A 19,122-nucleotide genomic window follows, 5' to 3' on the forward strand; every position below is an offset into this window, starting at 1 on the left:
AGGGCTAGGCGGTTTGCAACTCCTTCTTTTTCTTCGGCTGCCCCATTTTGGCAAACAGCACGTACAAGCCCGGAATCAAAATAATGCCAAACAAGGTACCAATGAGCATTCCGCCGGCCGATGCCGTACCAATAGAACGGTTACCCATGGCACCGGCGCCGCTGGCAATACACAACGGAATCAGACCCGCGATAAAGGCAAAGGAAGTCATCAGGATAGGGCGCAAACGGGAAGCGGCTCCTTCTACGGCTGCCTGCAATACTGTTAAACCTTCTTTCTGGCGCTGAATGGCAAACTCAATAATGAGGATGGCGTTTTTACCCAGCAAACCAATAAGCATTACCAGCGATACCTGCGCGTAAATATTGTTTTGCAGGCCCAGCAACTGTAAAAAGAAGAAGGCACCAAAAATACCCGTTGGTAACGATAATATTACCGGCAGCGGCAACAGGAAACTCTCGTATTGGGCCGCCAGCAGCAAATACACAAACAGCAAACTAATCAGGAAGATGTAAACCGCCTGGTTACCGGATAATATTTCCTCGCGGGTCATGCCCGACCACTCGTAAGTAAAGCCACGGGGCAAGGTTTCTTCGGCCACGCGTTCGATGGCCTGAATGGCATCGCCGCTACTGAAGCCGGGCGCCGGACTGCCGTTAACCATGGCCGAGGTGTACATGTTGTAGCGGGTCAGCTGCTCCGGACCGTACACGCGCTCCAAGGTTACAAACGTTGAGAAAGGCACCATTTCGCCCTGGTCGTTCTTCACATGCAGTTTTAATACATCTTCGGGCTGGGTCCGGAAAGTGGGCGAAGCCTGCACCATCACCTTATACATTTGCCCAAACCGGATAAAGTTAGACGCATAATAGCTACCCAGTAAGGTTTGCAGCGTGTTCATGGCGTTATCGATGGTAACGCCTTTTTTGGCGGCCATATCCTGGTCCACGTGAATCATGTACTGCGGAAAGTTGGGGTCGAAGCTGGTAAAGGCCGTGTTGATTTCGGGCGTTTCCTGCATAGCCTGGATAAACTTGTTCGTTACCTCGGCGGTTGCCTGCAGGTCATCGTTTTTACCCCGGTCCAGCAAACGTAATTCAAAACCGCTGGAGTTACCAAAACCCGGCACCGTGGGCGGTGGGAAAAACTCGATGGTAGCATCTTTCAGGTTGGCGGTTTTTTCTTCCAGTACCGCAATAATATCATCTACCGATTCCCCCCGATCTTCCCAGGCTTTCAGGTTAATCATGCCCATGCCGTAAGAAGCGCCCGCCGATTCGGTTAGTAAACTATAACCGGCCAGCGTGGTAACCGATTCTACCGCATCCAAGCCTTTCGTAGCTGCCTGAATATTGTCCAGCACTTTTTCGGTTCGTTCTACGGTGGCGCCGGCAGGCGTTGTCACGTTTACGTAAATCATGCCCTGGTCTTCGGTCGGAATAAAGCCGGTCGGCAATAATTTGGTCATGCCCCAGGTTCCCACGCAAAAGAGCAGCAACAATCCCAGGGTAACGGTACGTCTGCCAGCCAGCCGTTGCACGTATCCCTTATAGGAATTTTCCACCGAATTGTAGCCCCGGTTAAATTTATTGAAGAACCGCTGTAATAAATTCTGCTTCTGACTGGCCGGGCTGTGCTTCAGCATAATAGCGCAAAGCGCCGGGGTAAGCGTAAGCGCGTTTATACCCGAAATTACAATGGAAATAGCCAGCGTAAGGGAGAACTGCCGGTAAAATATACCTACCGGACCCGACATAAACGAAACCGGAATAAATACCGCCGACATTACCAGCGTAATGGCTACAATCGCACCGCTGATTTCACTCATGGCTTCCAATGTCGCTTCTTTGGCTGGCATGTGTTTTTCGGTCATTTTGGCGTGCACGGCTTCTACCACCACAATGGCATTATCTACCACAATACCAATAGCTAGTACTAAGGCAAACAGCGTAAGCAGGTTAATCGAGAACCCGAGTAACTGCATAAAGAAGAAAGTACCCACCAGGGCTACCGGTACGGCCAGCGCCGGAATAAGCGTAGAGCGGAAATCCTGCAAAAAGATAAAGACAATGATAAACACCAGGATGAAGGCTTCGATCAAAGTCCGGATTACTTCGCTCATCGAAGCATCCAGGAACCGCGATACGTCATAAGAAACGCTGTAGGTCATGCCGGGCGGGAAAGAAGAATCTTTCAGTTCGGCCATGCGGGTTTTTACGTTTTCGATTACCTCTTTGGCATTAGAACCCGGGCGCTGCTTAATCATGATGGAAGCGGATGGCCGGCCGTCGGTTTTCGATACCATGCCGTAACTCATCGAACCAAACTCTACGTCGGCTACATCTTTCAGGCGCAGCACCGAGCCGGAACCATCTTGTTCGGCGCGCAACACAATATTTTCGTACTGACTGGGTTCAAAAAACTTACCAGTGTAGCGGAGTACATACTGTAGCATTTGTGGCGATTGGCCGGAACTTTCGCCGGCTTTACCCGGCGCGGCTTCTACGTTTTGCGCCCGGATAGCGTTAATTACTTCATCCGTCGAAACTTGATAAGCCGCTAAGCGGTCGGGCTTTAGCCACACTCGCATCGAATATTCGCGCGAGCCCATGATTTCGCAGAAACCTACCCCGTCAATCCGTTTCAGTTCCTGCAATACGTTAATATCGGCAAAGTTATATACAAACTGCTCTCCCGCAGCTGGATCTTCACTCATCAGGTTGAGGTAAAGCAGCATACTATTCACCTCTTTCTCGGTAGTTACCCCGGCTTTAATAACTTCTTCGGGTAACTCATCTATAATAGTGGTAACGCGGTTCTGCACGTTTACCGCCGCTAAATCGGGGTCGGTACCTACTTCAAAAAATACCTGAATCAGCGTGATACCATTGTTGCTGGATACCGATGACATATACGTCATGCCGGGCACCCCGTTAATGGCTCTTTCGAGCGGCGTGGCTACAGCCTTGGTACATACTTCGGCGTTGGCGCCGGTATATTTAGCCGTTACGGTTACTGAGGGCGGCACAATGTCCGGGAACTGCGTAACCGGTAAGTTAAAGAGCGACAAAGCGCCTAACAAAGTAATTATAAGCGATATTACCAACGACAACACGGGCCGCTGAATAAACATTTTAACCATTATTTCTTAAATTAAAACCAAACTCCTTCCAGGTCACCCCCAAGAGGCGACACAATTCTGTCTCCGGAAACCAAACCCCTGTTAAGGATTAGTGGCCAGAATGCTGTCCATCGGGATAAAGGAAGGTTTGATAACCTCCCCGTCGCGGATCTCCTGCACGCCTTCGTACACAATGTTATCGCCGGGTTTCAGGCCGGAATCCACAATGTAGAAGTGGGAGAAGCGGGTTTTAGGTTTAAAATTTCTGGTTTTTACTTTGTTTTCTTTATCAACTACGTACACAAAATTCTGATCCTGCACCTCAAAAGTGGCTTTCTGCGGCACCATTACCACATCGTTTACGTCGCTGGCCAGGTGCACGGTACCGGTAGAATTGTGTTTTAATAATTTATGGGGGTTGGGGAATTTGGCCCGGAAGGCAATAGAACCGGTGTTGGCTTCAAATACACTTTCCACGGTTTCAATTTTGCCTTTCAGTGGGTATTTTTTACCATCGGCCAGCACCAAATCTACCACACTGCTGCGGGTATTGGTACCTTGCTGTACCGATTTCAGGTAGTTTAAATATTCTTTTTCCGATACGTTAAAATACGCATAAACGTCTTTTAAGTCCGACAAAGTAGTTAGCAAAGTACCTTCACTAATTAAACTACCCGTTTTAAACGGAATGCGGTCGATAACGCCGGAGAAGGGCGCCTTAATATTGGTGTAAGAAAGCTTGGTTTGGGCATTGTCCTGGGCCGAACGGGCTTCGTCGATGCGGGCATTGGCTGCACTTAGTTTTACCTGGGCTACTTCCAGTTCTGATTTGGAAATTACTTTTTTATCAACCATAAGCTGCACCCGTGCTACTTCCAGTTCGGCCGCTTTGGCCTCGGCAATGGCAGTTTTCAGGTTTGCTTTGGTTCGTGCCAGTTCGGCCCGGTGCTCGGCAGAGCTTAACCGGAAAAGTGGTTGTCCTTTTTTAACCGTCTGGCCTTCGTCTACTAATATGGCATCGAGGAAGCCATTAACCCGCGCCCGCACATCGATGTGGCGAACCGCCTGAATTTGGGCCACGTACTCGTTGAGCAAGGTGGTATCGTGGGTAACCAGCCGCGTTACCGGCACTACCGGTATGGCATTCTGTTTTTCATTTACATCTCCTTTGGCCACACATCCGCCCAAAAGGGCACCGGCACTTAATGCATATAACAGACTAATATTTTTAAAAATTTTCATATCTCTTTTCTAAATCTAATTTTTAACAAAACCATTTTTGCTGCCATCCAAACCGCTCCGGAACCGGCTAAAAGCATAGCCAGCCCCTAAAACGCCTGTTTAGCAGAATTTAAATAATTAACAGGCTAACTCGCCTGCAACAAGAAATGATTTGAAATTAGAACGGCGTGAGCCGGAAAAGAAAACTGTAGTATTCGGGTAATAGGGGAATAAGGTGAGAATATTCTCCGGCCGGTTTTTGCTCCGTTTCGATCCACTGGTTTAAATAAACCAGTTTAATAACCCGCGCCAGCACCGAGAAAGAATAACGCATTACGCGGTGCGGCCGCAAATGGAAATTAGGTTGTTCAATGCCGCTAAAATTTTCGGAAAGCTCCATCACTTCCCACAAAAGAACTTCGATTAGTTCTTCTTCCGCATGGGCAGTTGCTGGTGCTTCGGCATTATCTTTTAGTACTTCATTAATAATGGCATCTGGTAGCCGGTCGAAGACATGCTTGCGCGGGAAAAAGGAGAAGACGAGCATGTGCACTAAAAAGCAAAATACAAAAAAGAAACTCCAATTTCGATTCATGTTTTGTAATACTTTCTATACTAACTTTCCTTTATTTAGGCGCTTTTGAATTTTGAAGCTGCGAATATAGTAAAATCTGTCCGTTATATCCACGCTACTAGAAAAACTTGTATTAAATTTTGATTACCAAAATTTATACTTCGGTCTGCTTTTAACAGCATATAATTTTACAAAATCTTGTCAGAACAGGTTTCGTAAATTTCTAACAAATCTAAAGTATAATTCTGGATCAATTCTGAAGATTAGCGGTTCCTTTTAAAATATTTAATGTTACCGGTTAGTTCCCTTCCCTTTTTAACGAGCGCATTTTTCAAAAACCAATTTGCTAACCTAAGGGTATTACATCATTCGTCTGCCTGCATTTCAACCGTACGCCATCCTGGTAAGCAGTATAATTACCTGGTAGCAGCCGATGCTTTTACTGGTAGTTAAAGTAAGATATTCGGTAAATACCCGGCCGCTTACCAGGTTTGTACTGGCCAGGTGAAAAGATAACTGCTATTCGTATTTTTCTTTTTAATAATAGTACCGCATATTTGGGCAATTTACCTGGCCTCAATATTTATATGGAAGATATTACTTTCGACGAGAAGAACCGGATTCTGGACCGCAACCAGATAATGCAAAAAATTAAACGGATAGCTTACGAGCTGTACGAGAACAATTTTGAAGAAAAAGATTTTTTACTGGCCGGTATCCAGGAAAACGGTTATTTGCTGGCCCAGTTGCTGGCCAAAGAACTGCACCATATTTCCCCGGTAAAAATAGAACTGGCCAGCATTACCCTGAATAAAATCCATCCCCTGGATCACCCTGTTCTGGTACAACCAGATAATATACCCCTGGAGCAACGGGTTGTAATTTTGGTAGATGATGTACTAAATACCGGCAAAACCCTGGCTTATGCCATGCAGGCTTTCTTAAAAACCGAAGTTAAAAAAGTTGAAACCGTAACTTTAATTAACCGCCATCACACGCTCTATCCCATAAATGCCACCTACACAGGCTTGTCTTTATCTACTACCCTGCAGGAACACATCCGGGTAGTATTAGCCGACGGGGAGCGTTTTGGCGCTTATTTAATTTAAATGCTTTATACCTACTTCGTAAAATAACTTATCTAGTGGGGATAAATATTTATATCTATTAACGTTTAAGCATTTGCATGTTCCACGTGGTTATGATTCCGGGGTTGGGTGTAGACGAAAGAATATTCCAGAACCTGGCCATTGGTAAACAATTTACCCGCACCATTATCCGCTGGATACCACCGGAACCAAACGAGAACCTGGCACATTATGCCAGCCGCCTGGCCAACCAATTACCGCAGAAAAATAATTTAATATTAATAGGTATTTCTTTTGGCGGTATAATAGCGGTAGAACTGGCCAAACATTTAAATCCGGTACAAACCATTATCATATCGAGCGTAAAAACCCGCCAGGAACTGCCCTGGTACTACCGCCTGGCCGGCGGGTTGCGCCTGCCCTACTTGATACCGCTGGGTTTAGGAAAAGCTATGCCGCGCTTACAGGCTTATATTTTCGGGGCCAAAACCCGGGAAGAAGCTACCCTTCTCCATCAAATTATCCGGGAGCTGGATATACCCTATGTAAAATGGGCGCTTTATCAGATAAGTACCTGGTCCAAAAAAACCAAAATACCCGGCCTTTTGCACGTGCACGGCACCCACGACAAACTCTTCCCGGTTAAATACATTCGCCATTATACGCCCATAGCCGGGGGCGAGCACTTAATGGTGATTAGCCAGGGCCAACAGGTAAGCCAGCTAATCAATCAGGAGGTAGCTAAACTGCTGCATAGATAATCGTTCAATTATATTCAGCCAAATTTAATAAAAGCGGCTTGCCTAATGCCTTTCTACTGCACCAGTACCTAAACCGGGCCGGTAAAAATCAAACTGCGCATTCGGATGGTCGGCTAACAAAGACATGGGTACCGCTCCATCCGGAATATTCTGGGAGATCATATAAGTAGATAGCCGTTGCCCGAACGGAGTATCGTGCATACCGGCCTACCAGATAAATAATTTTTCGGCTTTCCTGGTTGAAACCGGGAAAGCCGAAATGGCTTGGGTTGGCACCATAGTAATATTACCACCGCCGGACGTGCGCGCGCTCTGAGCAATGGTTATCGGGTGCACATCACCCTAGCGGGTAGCCTGGCTGGTTCTACTAAATTTGGGTTAACAAAACCAGGGTTCAGCAATCAGTTAACTGTAAACTTTACTTTTAAATATTCTGACTTCCTTTCAAACTTTGGTGCCAGACAACTGCCCTCCTGCCGGAAAATTCTAAATACCTGTCTATCCGTGCCGCTCCTTGCCCCTGTTCTTTATTCACCAACAACCAAAATGGCAGTTTTACATATTTATTTCTTTCACCTTTAAATTCTTCCAGCGCACTTTAATTCCCCCGCCGCTGTGAATCTGCAACGCTATCGAGCCATTGGCCTGCCCAATTTTTTCATCTTTAAAATCAACCATTTGCTGGTTATTCAACCAGGTTGTTACCTGTTCGCCCACTACCCGTATTTTCATGTGGTTCCATTCGCCCTGCTTCAAAATATTCTCTTTTTCGTCGGGAATTTGTACCAGCCAGCCCCGTCCGTAAGATTCGTAAATACCACCGGTATCCATGCCTTTGGGAGCTATCTCTACCTGCCAGCCCGAAATTTTTGTTCCGTCCAGCGACGATCGGAAAAACACCCCACTATTGCCATCAGCTTCCTGCTTAAAATCCAGATCTAATTCAAAGTTTTTGTAGGTTTTATTTGTAGCCAGATACCCGTATTCTTTATCTGGTCCGCTTTCACATATCAATTCTCCATTTTCTACATACCACTTTTCGGTGCCATGTACCTTCCAGCCCGTCAGGTCTTTACTGTTAAAAAGCGATACACCACCTTTTGATCTTGAATTTTTCTGAGCATAGCCGCCGGTTACCAGGAGGCAGGTGAGCAATACCGTAATTAAAATTTGAATCCGTTTCATGTTAATTCATTTTAAATTTGACTGATGAAAAATAGCTATATTTATTCTTTTATCCATTGCGAATATATGCTTCTTTTTCGTGGCTAATACGCTTTCCCAGGTTCTGTTCGTATTCTTCTTTTATTAAATAATTTCTTACTAATTCCCGAAGCAGGTCGGAATCAGCGCCTAAAAACTTATTTAGTTTATATAATATACTTTATAGCTGCTCATTTTCCGACAAGCAATATTTGATTACCGCCGGAAGTAAATTAGTTTATTTTATGGAATATTTTACATTACTAATCCGGATTCTGAGTTCTATTACTACTTATTATCTATTTAAAGTTCACTTAACAGGCTTTCGTAACTATCAATTCATCCTCCAATAAAAGGCTAATCCGGTAGCAGACAAGAAAAGAAAATAATTAATAGGATAACAGAATCAACTATAGGAAAACACCTGAAGAAGGCTTTTTAAGTTTCGGAAAGATTGCGCATTCTCTTAGAATGGCCTAAGCAAACATGTTCTAATATTGCTTATAAAGGTTGAGCCCCTTAAGAATTCTGTTTTCAAATTTCTTTATTTTACCTTTTTTGTTGTTCAAAACGCTTTAGCAGGTTTAACTTGAGGCAAAAATGAAAGTGAGTCACCTAACTAACTGGTACCTGGTTTAATGCTTGACTATTTTTAGGTTTATAGTAAGGTAGGTAATCGAAATACGTACAACCGGAATCTAAGTAGTTGGAATAATAAAGTAAAAATATATGAAACTCTGTTTTGCCAGTAATAACGAACACAAATTAGCCGAAGTACGCCAGATATTAAGCGGCCAATACGAAATAGTAAGCCTGCAGGAAATTGGCTGCCACGAAGAATTACCCGAGGAACAGGAAACTTTAGAAGGGAACTCTCACCAGAAAGCTAATTATGTTTGGCAAAACTACGGCGTTAGTTGCTTTGCCGATGATACCGGCCTGGAGGTAACCGCCCTGAACAACGAACCCGGCGTTTATTCGGCCCGCTATGCCGGCTCGCAGCGGAATAATCTGGACAACATGCAACTGCTTTTAGAAAATCTGGCCGGTAAACCCAATCGCCGGGCGCAGTTTCGCACTTCTATTACCTTAATCCTGGATGGTCGGGTGCACCAGTTCAACGGCATTGTGCTGGGTACCATTGCCGAAACTCCCGACGGCGAAAAGGGCTTTGGTTACGACCCGATTTTTATACCCGATGGCTTCAACCAAACGTTTGCCCAAATGCGTGCGGAACAAAAAAACAGCATCAGTCACCGGGGCCGGGCTTTGCAGGAATTGGCCACATTCCTGAAGCAGCACCAATCTTAGAATTTAGCCGCCTATGCCGGAAATAAATATCCGAACGTTTGTTAAGGCTCCCATCCAGATTTGTTTCGATCTTTCGCGCAGCATCGACCTTCATCAGCTATCTACTCAGAAAACCGGCGAAAAGGCTATTGCCGGCAGAACAACCGGGCTGATAGAATTGCACGAAACCGTAACCTGGCGAGCAAAACATTTTGGCGTCTGGCAAAAGCTTACTTCTAAAATTACCGCCTTCAATTATCCATTTTATTTTGAAGACCAAATGGTAAGCGGGGCATTTAAATATTTCCGGCATGAACATCATTTTACGCCAACCGAAAATGGCACCCAAATGCAGGATAAATTCTACTTCGAAGCACCTTTCGGGCTGCTTGGCACCTTAGCTAATAAGCTTTTCCTGGAAAAATATATGCTTCATTTGCTGGAAGAAAGGAACGCGGTAATTAAGGCGTATGCTGAATCTGGAAATTGGCGGCTATTTTTATCTTATCCAAATGAAGCCAATTAATAAGAATTTTACGCATTTTTAAATTATTTTACCCGAAATCATGTTGCCCGAGTACAAACCATTACTTTTGTATTTTAATTATTAACTAATACATGCAGAAGCCCTATCTGGTAGGCATTACGGGTGGCAGCGCCTCCGGCAAAACCACGTTTTTACGCAAACTTATTAGTTCTTTTGCGCCCGAAGATATTTGCCTTATTTCGCAAGACAATTATTATCATCCGCGGGAAAACCAGCTACAAGACGAGAAAGGCGTTATTAACTTTGATTTACCTTCATGTATAGATGCCCATGGTTACGCGCAGGATGTTTTTAAAATTAGTCAGGGCCAAAGCTTTACCCGCACCGAGTATACCTTTAACAACCCCAATATTGTTCCGCAAGAGTTAGTTTTTAATCCGGCGCCGGTGGTTATTGTAGAAGGCATTTTTGTATTTTACTTTGAAGAGGTAGCCCGGCAACTGGATTTAAAGGTTTATATTGATGCCAAAGAGCACGTAAAACTGCACCGCCGCATTCTGCGCGACAAAGTAGAACGGGGCTACGACTTGGACGATGTATTGTACCGGTACCTAAACCACGTAGCGCCTACTTACGAGAAATATATTAAGCCTTATAAAGACGATGCCGATATCATTATTCCGAATAACCAACAGTTTGAGCGGGGATTGGAAGTTTTGGTATCTTTTTTGGCAGGAAAAGTGAAGAATTACCGAAAACAACCGATTTAAGAACAGGAATTTTCTTTTACGGGTTTATTAAAATACATACCTTTACAACTTCATGCTTCTTCCGGTTAACATAGCGAAACAGTTACGCGTGGTACTTACGGCCATCACCCTGCTTTTAATGGTAGGACTGAATAACCGTGAGGTAACCACCTATACGCTTGTTCCTGCCACTAAAGCCGGCCACCAGCAAGTAGATAAATCGGCTGCCGCTGACCGCCACGGCACCGTGAAACAGAAAATATCTTTTGAAGCCACGCCTTCTTACGTGGTTTTGCAACAAGCAGCCGCTGTTCCGGAATTATCCTATTTCAGCTTTGTAAAACCGGTTTTGCTGCATTTTACGCCGCAATACCCCGCTGGTATTGTGCTGCGTTACTTTAAAACCCTCCTTTCTACCTCTATTCAGGTCAACGCCCCCTGATTTTTCTTCTTTTTAAGGAATTACGCTGCCTAAAATATTGTTTCGTGTTTTTGGCGGCCGGTAGCTCTGCCCAGCAGCGTGTTAATCAGAAATCATCATTTAATTAATATTATAATTTAGTACTAAATAATGCGTAACAAAACCGTAATTTTTGTCCTGACGGTAATAGTGGCAGCGCTCTGCCTTTATTATTTGTCATTTAGCCTGGTATCGCGGAATGTACAGCAGAAGGCGGAAGCTTTTGCAACGGCCGCTAATGGCAACGTCGATATCAACAAAAAAAATGCTTACCTCGATTCTATCCGCAAGGAGCCGGTATTTAACTTCTTAGGGGCAGAATATACCTACGAAGAAATTCAGGATAGTGAATTAGGTTTAGGCCTCGACCTGAAAGGCGGGATGCACGTAACTTTGGAGGTGTCGCCGATAGAGATTATTAAATCGATGGCGGGCAACAGCAAAGATCCCAGCTTTTTGAAAGCTTTGGAACGGGCGCAACAGTTACAGCGCAACAGCCAGCAAAACTTTACTACCTTGTTTGCCCAGGCTTATCGTGAAATTAACCCCAATGGTAAATTAAGTGCCATTTTCGCGAATGCCGCTAACAAAGGCCGTATCTCTTTTAGTTCTACCAACGACCAGGTAATTGCCGAAATTAACAAAGAAGTAGAAAGCGCCATTGATCGGTCTTTTAACATCTTACGCACCCGTATTGATAAATTTGGCGTTAATCAACCCAATATTCAGCGCTTAAAAGGTACCGGCCGTATCCAGATTGAATTACCCGGCGTAACCGATGCTACCCGCGTGCGGAAATTGTTACAAGGTATGGCTAAACTGGAGTTCTGGGAAGTGTGGACCCCGGAAGAATTTTCGCCGTATTTTGGTCAATTAAACACCTACCTGGCTAAACAGGAAGCTGCGAATAAATTAAATGCCCCAGCTAAAAAATCAACTGACGCTTTAACCGGTGCTGCTGCTACCAAAACGCCTGCTATCGATCCGCTTACCGGCAAACCGGTAGCCGATTCTGGCGCCACTGCCGCTACTACTGCCCCTGCTGATTCAACTCAGGCCGACTCATTGGGTGCTAATCAAAGCAGCCTGCTGGCTCGTTTATTTGTACCGCTACCAGGTGGTTTAGGTGCCAACCTGCGCGATACCGCCCGGGTTAACGATTTGCTTAACCGTTCTGATGTAAAGGCTATCTTGCCGCCAAACCTGAAGTTTTTATGGGGAGTAAAGCCCATCCAAAGTCCGGATGGCAAAGAATATTTAGAGCTTTATGCGGTTAAAAAAGGCCGCGATGGTAAAGCCCCGGTAACCGGCGAATATATTAGTGATGCCCGCCAGGATTTTGACCAAACCGGTAAGCCCGAAGTAACCATGGCCATGAACACCACGGGCGCCCGTAGCTGGCAGCGTTTAACCGGCGCCAACATTGGCCGCCAGGTTGCCATCGTACTCGATGATTATGTATATTCTGCGCCGGTAGTTCAATCAGAAATTGCCGGGGGTAACTCTTCTATCTCGGGTAACTTTACCATTGAAGAAGCCCAGGACTTAGCCAATATTCTGAAAGCCGGTAAAATGCCTGCTCCTACCCGTATTGTAGAAGAAGCCATTGTTGGACCTTCGCTGGGTAAAGAAGCTATCAACCAAGGCTTGCTTTCTACGCTAGCTGGTTTAGTACTGGTTGTATTCTTCATGGTGTTCTACTACAGCAAAGGCGGGGTAGTAGCCAACTTAGCCTTGTTGTTCAACATTTTCTTTATTCTGGGTATTCTGGCGCAGTTTAATGCAGCGCTTACCTTACCGGGCATTGCGGGTATTGTGTTAACCATTGGTATGTCGGTAGATGCGAACGTACTTATTTTTGAACGTATCCGGGAAGAACTCGCGCGCGGGTTAACGGTGCGCGATGCCATTAATAAAGGTTATGAGCGGGCTTTCAGTTCTATCTTCGACTCTAACGTTACCACCTTACTGGCTGGTATTATTCTTTACTTCTTTGGTTCCGGTCCGGTTAAAGGCTTTGCCATTACCCTGATGATTGGTATTGCCACCTCATTCTTTACAGCTGTTTATATTTCGCGTTTAATTATTGAATGGTGGATTTCCGGCAAAAATGGCGAAAACATGAGCTTTGCAACCGGTATTTCTAAAGGTTTATTTAAAAACTTTAATTTCGATTTCCTTAAACACCGCAAAGTGGCTTACATTGGCTCTGCTACCGTAATCACGCTTGGCTTTGTAGCGATGGCGTTGCAGGGTGGTCCTAACTTGGGGGTTGACTTTAAAGGTGGCCGTTCTTACGTGGTGCAGTTCGATAAAGCCGTTCCGGCCTCGGATGTGCGGGCAGCCCTAAACGATGAATTTAAAGACGCAGGTACCGAAGTAAAAACTTACGGCGCCTCTAACCGCCTGAAAGTTACCACCAGCTACCTGGCAGAAGAGGAAGCCACCGAAGCCGATGTTACAGTGCAAACAGCTTTGCAAGCCGGATTAAAGGAGTATGCTTCGCTTAATCCCCAAATTTTAAGTTCTGCGAAAGTGGGCGCTACTGTAGCCGATGATATCCAGAACACCGCTTTAATTGCTGTTTTGTTATCATTTGCCGGTATCTTCCTCTACGTAATGCTGCGTTTCCGGAAATGGCAATATAGCTTGGGCGGGGTAGTCGCCTTGATTCACGATGCTTTGATGGTAATTGCTTTCTTTGCTATTGCCCGTATATTTGGCTTAAGCTACGAAATGGATCAGGTGTTCATTGCTTCTATCTTAACCATTATTGGTTTCTCTATTAACGATACCGTAGTAATCTATGACCGTATCCGGGAATATTTAGGTAATAACCCTCGCATGAAAATGAAAGATGTAATAAATCCGGCGCTGAACGATACGTTAAGCCGGACCATTATTACTTCTTTAACCGTATTATTTGTGGTGGTTATTCTGTTCATCTTTGGCGGCGAGACTTTACGTGGTTTCTCTTTTGCCATGCTCGTGGGGGTAATCTCGGGTATTTATTCTACTCTGTTTATTGCAACTCCACTACTGGTAGATACCACTAACGACGAATCGAACAAACCAACTGCGCCTGCTTCGGTTACGCCCAAGTTAGCAACTACAGAAAGGGTTCGTTCTTAATACTTAATTAAAACTTATTCTCTAGGTTGAAGAAACCTTATGAGGATAAATAATAAAAAAGCCTCCAAATATGTTTTGGAGGCTTTTTTATTTATTGCTGTTACAGGAGGATCTTACCCTAAATCCCTCTCCTGAAAAAGGAGAGGGCCTTTGAATACGCTTTCAGCTTTTACAATAACGTTGTTTTGTTTCTTAAGGAAGTTTATAATAAGAATGGAATAACTCATGCTGGTATTCAGATGGCAGTAATAAAGGTCAAATTAGTTTTAAAGGATTGACTGGATCCACTATAGAATACATGACAGTACCTCATTTCTCCTGATATTAAAAGCGTTTCCCATAGAAAACGCATTACCGGAGCTCCCCTTCGCCCAGAGGAGAAGGGGTTGGGGGATGAGGTGCTTCAACCACCTTAAATCAGGCACTTATAGTACCCTCAGGAGTTGGCACAAAAGAACTTTGCTCTATTTTTCTTATTAACCGTTGTTCACCGGCCAGCCATACAATATCCCCAATCTCAAAGGTGGTACTTGGGTGCGGATTTAATATTCTGTCGCCGTTACGCTCAATACCTACAATTAAACCATTAGTACTTTCCCGGATACCAGAGGCCCTGATGGTAGTACCCAGGTAAGGGAATTTGGCATCTACCACTATTTGCCGGAGTCCTACTTCGGGTTGGTCTGCCGCGTTAATCTCCTCCGGCGTGGTTACTTCAATAAAAGGCTTAAAATTACTTAACTGTTCATCAGTGCCAATTACCGTAATTTTATCGGCCGGGAATAACATTTCGTTTCCTCCCGGAACCGGCAGCGTCAGACGGCCTCTTTCTATCTGGGCAATACTTACCCCGAACTTTTCCCGGAGGCCCAGATCGGCCAACGTTTTTCCTACATACTCCGATTCGGGACTTACCTGGAAGTGGGCCAAATGCGCATCCCAGGGCAAAAGCTTTTTAGCAGATTCTCCTGCTTCACGGGCGTTCAGGTTGGTCATAAACCGATGTTCGATGCGTTCGTAGGCGCTCCGGATGCGTTTCCTGAATAAGGGGAATAATACACCTATCACTACAACCGCAAACAATAAGGCCACCTGGTACGAAAATAAATGATCCAGCAGGAATAGCACAAAAAATAAAGCAAGCACAATACGCCCGATTTCGAGGGCTACCAATGGCCCTCTGGAATACTTTTTATTTTGCCATAACCGGGAATAAGCCCGGTTCTTTACTTTTTTAATTGCCAGCGCATAAATAAAAGGCGCCATAAAGGTTAAGGAAATAAACGCGGTTAAAACACGTCCCCAAGAACCTGCTAAAATCGATTCGGCAATAAAGGGCGCCAGAAAATTGGTATTAATGAGTAAAATACTGATTAGTACCACGGAGTTGGTAATAATGGGTTGGGCAAAAGAGCGTAAAACCAATTGCCAGTCGCTGACGCTGCTAACGGTTTGCGCATCGGAGCTGTAATTGGCTAAGAATTTCTTCCAGCTTTCCGGCAATCGTTTTTCCAGCCAATAGTAAAAAGGCTCGGAAAAGCGAATGAGGAAAGGCGTGGTAAAAGTGGTAAGCGCCGATACGGCTACCGCAATGGGGTACAGGAAATCGCTGGTTACTTTTAAGGTTAAGCCCAACGTAGCAATAATAAAAGAAAACTCCCCGATTTGGGCCAGACTAAGCCCCGTTTGGATGGATTGTTTTAATGGCTGCCCCGAAACCAAAGCCCCTAAAGAACTGGTAAAAGCTTTGCCGAAAATAGTGATAAAAGTTATCAGGATAACCGGACCGGCATACTCCAGGAGCATTATGGGGTCTATCAGCATACCTACGGAAACAAAAAATACGGCACCAAAAAGGTCTTTTACCGATTTGGTCAGGTGTTCGATCTTTTCGGCATAAACGGTTTCGGCCAGGATAGAACCCATAATAAAGGCGCCCAGAGCCGGCGAAAAGCCGGCATTAGTAGCTAGTACCACCATTAACAAACAAAGGGCTACCGATATTACCAGCAAAGTCTCTTCGTTCATTAATTTCTTAGATTTCCGCAGAAAGGTAGGAATGAGGTAAATACCCCCTAAAAACCAGACCGAAAGGAAAAAGGCTAATTTCACTACGGAGGATAGCATAGCAGCCCCCCCAAATTGCTGGCTAACTGCCACCGTAGATAATAAAACCAGTAATAATATGGCTACTAAATCTTCGACTACCAGAATACCAAACACTAAACCGGCAAACTTCTGGCTTTTAACGCCTAACTCATCGAAAGCCCGGATAATAATGGTAGTAGAAGAAATAGATAAAATACCGCCCAGGAAAATACTATCCATAAAAGACCAGCCCAATAGCTGCCCTGTTATATAGCCCAGCACCAGCATTCCTACCACTTCGGTTACAGCGGTAATAGTGGCGGTGCCTCCTACTTTGGCTAATTTTTTAAAGCTAAACTCCAGCCCGAGACTAAAGAGCAGGAAAATAACCCCAATCTCGGCCCAGATTTGAATAGATTCTACTTCGGCAATGGAAGGAATAAACGGAAAGTTGGGACCCACTAACAGACCCGCTATTATATACCCCAGCACTAAAGGCTGCTTAAGCCATTTAAATATTAAAGTAGTAGCACCCGCTACCCCTAAAATAAAAGCCAGGTCAACAATAAGTTGAGGAACATGTATCATAAACTATGAATAATCTTTATTTAGCTGCGCCAGGGCTTGCTTTATATGCTAAAAATTGACGCCAAAAAGTTAAGAAGGTAATTTGCCCGGCACAGTGAAATCGGGTAAATAAAAAAGCCTGGTAGATAAAGAGTAGAAAATATTTTCTAAGGACCGTTGGGCTGAATGGTAAAGAAGAAAATACGGGAAGTAAAACTTACCCCGAACAGCCTGGTCCCATGTAAAGAAATTTTGGGCTGCTGTGAAACAAAAAAATAAGCCGGTCCAAAAATTTGCCAGGCAATTATCTGAGACCGAAAAGTTATGTGAATAAAAGTTAAAGCCGCCTCCAGCGATACTTTTTTTCGAGGTACCTTGGCAGAAGAAAGTTTGCCTTTTAGTTCTTTGGCTTTACATAGGAAAAGAGGCTTTTTAGTTATTGTGGTGGCAGCGACCAGGTAAGGCGCTTGAGATAAAAAGCACCCCGGTTGGCTTAAAGAAAATAATGTAGTACAGAGAAAAACTACAACTAAAGCCGGGTGTCGGGATCGGGAAAGTATACTTAGAGCTGTAATTATAGGCATCAATATTACAAAGGTAAGTTTTTTGCCTAAAAAATAAAGATCGACTGTGCTTCGGATTAGCAGATTCAGTCGGGCGTTCCTAGCCGGGAAAAGTTAATTCTGGTATATAGCCGGAAAAAAGGCAATCCTTCCCGACTATATACCAGTACAAAAAATTAAAAATTTACGGCAATAAGGTATAATCCGGGAAGTTACCAGGTAGTTTCTCGTTAGCGGGGCCTTGCGTAACGGCGTAAACCAAATATTTACCGCCTACAAAACAGCCTTTCCAGCTTTGACCCAGACCACCAAAAGTTTCTTCTTTGTCGCCCCTACTTCTCACTTTATTAATACCCACTTTAAAAGAACGCAATTCCGATGCCATCCGCCCGGCTACTACCTTGTTGTCGGTAGCCACCGACGATACCAGATTACCGTTAGAAACATTCATTTCGGCAATCATTTCATCTACGCTGTCTACCACCAGAATGGTATCTAAGGGGCCAAACGGTTCGTTGTAATACAGGTGGCTGCCCCGCGACACATTAAGCAGGGTGGCCGGGGCAAAGTAAGCCGAAATATCCTGGTTAGGCGTAAACATACTTTCATCCAGTTCGCCTTTGTATAACCCAATAGCGCCTTTGCCTAACGCATCGCCGTAGTACCCGCGCAATTCTTCTACTTTAGCCGTATTAATTAAGGGGCCAATATCTAATTTTGGCAACTCAGTTTGGCCTTCTTCTACCAATAGCGGATTACCTACTTTCAGAGATTTTATAGCCGGAATATACGTATCGAGGAATTTAGGGAATAATTCGCGCTGCACCACCCACCGCACGTAAGCCGTACAACGTTGTTTACCATACTCAAAGCCTTTTTTAATCTGTCCGGCCAATTCTTCCCAGTTATCATAATCCCAGATACCGTAGGCATTTACGCCTTCCATCTCCAACATATGCCGTTTGTGCGTATCTAACAAGCTCAGAGCAATTCCGCGGCCATGGCTTTTTCCGCCCACGTAAGAAAGTGCCGATACTTCCTGGCAATGAATCAGGGCATCGCTCAACTCACCGCCCGAACCACTAATCAGTGAAACCGGAATACCGCACCGGCGGGCCAGCGCACAAGCCAATGATAAAGAAAATAAACCGCCATCAGTAGGAGTTTTAGCAATAACCGAGTTTCCGGCTAATGCTTGTACCAGCATGGCGTGCATCAATACACTCATGGGGTAGTTCCAGGAAGCAATATTGCTAATCAGGCCCAGCGGTTTACGACCGGCCAGCATGCTGTCAATATTTTCGAGGTACCATTCTACGCCGGTAATACACCGGTCTACGCTTACCATCGATTGCTGATAGGGTTTACCAATTTCCCAGGTAAGCAGGTACGCGAGTAACTGGCTGTTTTCTCTAAGCAGATCCAAACAGGCTTTTACTTTGTCTTTGCGGTTATCTAAACTTACTTTTTGCCAGCTATCGTACTCGGCGGCGGCCGCTTTTACCGCCTGGTAACCTTCGTGCAAACTGAGCATGGGTAATTTACCAAGCTCGGTACCATCAATGCTCGAAAAATAATGTCTACCCCGACCCGGGTTTTTCCACTCGCCGGCAATTAAATTCAAGATTCTGCCTTCGTTATCGAATATTTCCGGCGTTACATTTTTTAGCTTTTTCAGCAAAACATCCCATGCTGCTTCGGGTAAAATAACTTTTGCCATATTTAAAAATTTTGTAATGTTTCGCGATTAAGGCGATGATTTAAAGAAGTTTATTGAAAATTCGTTTTTTTGTGATTAGTTAACCTATTGCGTTGTAA

The 19,122-nt window shown here is 44.7% G+C and carries 14 protein-coding genes; 7 read left to right on the forward strand and 7 right to left on the reverse strand.

What is annotated here, in order from left to right; translation table 11 throughout:
* Window positions 1–4 precede the first annotated feature (4 nt).
* The 3 genes from AAE02nite_RS03855 to AAE02nite_RS03865 all read right to left on the reverse strand — a co-directional run bounded on the left by AAE02nite_RS03855 (window position 5) and on the right by AAE02nite_RS03865 (window position 4,937).
* The gene (locus tag AAE02nite_RS03855) at window positions 5–3,142 is read right to left on the reverse strand and encodes an efflux RND transporter permease subunit (RefSeq protein WP_146895130.1); all 3,138 of its coding nucleotides are present in this window, start codon (window positions 3,140–3,142) and stop codon (window positions 5–7) included.
* 81 nt (window positions 3,143–3,223) lie between these two features.
* Window positions 3,224–4,363, reverse strand: a complete 1,140-nt coding sequence (locus AAE02nite_RS03860) for an efflux RND transporter periplasmic adaptor subunit (RefSeq protein WP_146895131.1) — start codon at window positions 4,361–4,363, stop codon at window positions 3,224–3,226.
* Between the two features lie 157 nt (window positions 4,364–4,520).
* Window positions 4,521–4,937, reverse strand: a complete 417-nt coding sequence (locus tag AAE02nite_RS03865) for a hypothetical protein (RefSeq protein WP_146895132.1) — start codon at window positions 4,935–4,937, stop codon at window positions 4,521–4,523.
* A gap of 566 nt (window positions 4,938–5,503) precedes the next feature.
* On the opposite strand from AAE02nite_RS03865, the gene AAE02nite_RS03870 reads away from it, so the two are divergent.
* On the forward strand, window positions 5,504–6,025 hold the full coding sequence (locus tag AAE02nite_RS03870) for a phosphoribosyltransferase family protein (RefSeq protein WP_246150773.1): 522 nt from the start codon (window positions 5,504–5,506) through the stop codon (window positions 6,023–6,025).
* Between the two features lie 77 nt (window positions 6,026–6,102).
* On the forward strand, window positions 6,103–6,765 hold the full coding sequence (locus tag AAE02nite_RS03875) for an alpha/beta hydrolase (RefSeq protein WP_146895133.1): 663 nt from the start codon (window positions 6,103–6,105) through the stop codon (window positions 6,763–6,765).
* A 42-nt stretch (window positions 6,766–6,807) separates the two neighbouring features.
* On the opposite strand, the gene AAE02nite_RS26480 is transcribed toward AAE02nite_RS03875, so the two are convergent.
* Window positions 6,808–6,966 carry a hypothetical protein gene (locus tag AAE02nite_RS26480; protein ID WP_174761911.1) on the reverse strand — a complete coding sequence of 53 codons (159 nt, stop codon included), beginning with the start codon at window positions 6,964–6,966 and terminating at the stop codon, window positions 6,808–6,810.
* 354 nt (window positions 6,967–7,320) lie between these two features.
* Window positions 7,321–7,950, reverse strand: coding sequence for a 3-keto-disaccharide hydrolase (locus AAE02nite_RS03885; RefSeq protein ID WP_146895134.1), 630 nt, complete (start codon window positions 7,948–7,950; stop codon window positions 7,321–7,323).
* A gap of 747 nt (window positions 7,951–8,697) precedes the next feature.
* Here AAE02nite_RS03885 and AAE02nite_RS03890 point away from each other — a divergent pair.
* The 5 genes from AAE02nite_RS03890 (at window position 8,698) to secDF (ending at window position 14,086) form a co-directional block, all read left to right on the forward strand.
* Window positions 8,698–9,279, forward strand: a complete 582-nt coding sequence (locus AAE02nite_RS03890; RefSeq protein WP_146895135.1) for a non-canonical purine NTP diphosphatase — start codon at window positions 8,698–8,700, stop codon at window positions 9,277–9,279.
* A gap of 13 nt (window positions 9,280–9,292) precedes the next feature.
* Window positions 9,293–9,784, forward strand: coding sequence for an SRPBCC family protein (locus AAE02nite_RS03895; protein WP_146895136.1), 492 nt, complete (start codon window positions 9,293–9,295; stop codon window positions 9,782–9,784).
* Window positions 9,785–9,876: 92 nt separating this feature from the next.
* On the forward strand, window positions 9,877–10,515 hold the full coding sequence (locus AAE02nite_RS03900) for a uridine kinase family protein (RefSeq protein WP_146895137.1): 639 nt from the start codon (window positions 9,877–9,879) through the stop codon (window positions 10,513–10,515).
* Window positions 10,516–10,567: 52 nt separating this feature from the next.
* A complete protein-coding gene (locus AAE02nite_RS03905; protein ID WP_146895138.1) occupies window positions 10,568–10,936 on the forward strand; it encodes a hypothetical protein in 369 nt (122 codons plus the stop codon).
* Window positions 10,937–11,065: 129 nt separating this feature from the next.
* Window positions 11,066–14,086 (forward strand): protein translocase subunit SecDF, encoded by a 3,021-nt coding sequence (gene secDF / locus AAE02nite_RS03910; protein WP_146895139.1) that lies wholly within the window; start codon window positions 11,066–11,068, stop codon window positions 14,084–14,086.
* A 417-nt stretch (window positions 14,087–14,503) separates the two neighbouring features.
* Here secDF and AAE02nite_RS03915 read toward each other — a convergent pair whose 3' ends face one another.
* Together AAE02nite_RS03915 and AAE02nite_RS03920 are read right to left on the reverse strand one after the other, a co-directional pair.
* Window positions 14,504–16,762 carry a monovalent cation:proton antiporter family protein gene (locus AAE02nite_RS03915; RefSeq protein WP_146895140.1) on the reverse strand — a complete coding sequence of 753 codons (2,259 nt, stop codon included), beginning with the start codon at window positions 16,760–16,762 and terminating at the stop codon, window positions 14,504–14,506.
* Window positions 16,763–17,488: 726 nt separating this feature from the next.
* Entirely contained in the window at window positions 17,489–19,024 is a 1,536-nt protein-coding gene (locus AAE02nite_RS03920; protein WP_146895141.1) for an aldehyde dehydrogenase family protein, read from the reverse strand.
* Window positions 19,025–19,122: the final 98 nt, after the last annotated feature.

Origin of the sequence: Adhaeribacter aerolatus, from assembly GCF_007991635.1 — a bacterium.
Lineage (GTDB): Bacteria > Bacteroidota > Bacteroidia > Cytophagales > Hymenobacteraceae > Adhaeribacter > Adhaeribacter aerolatus.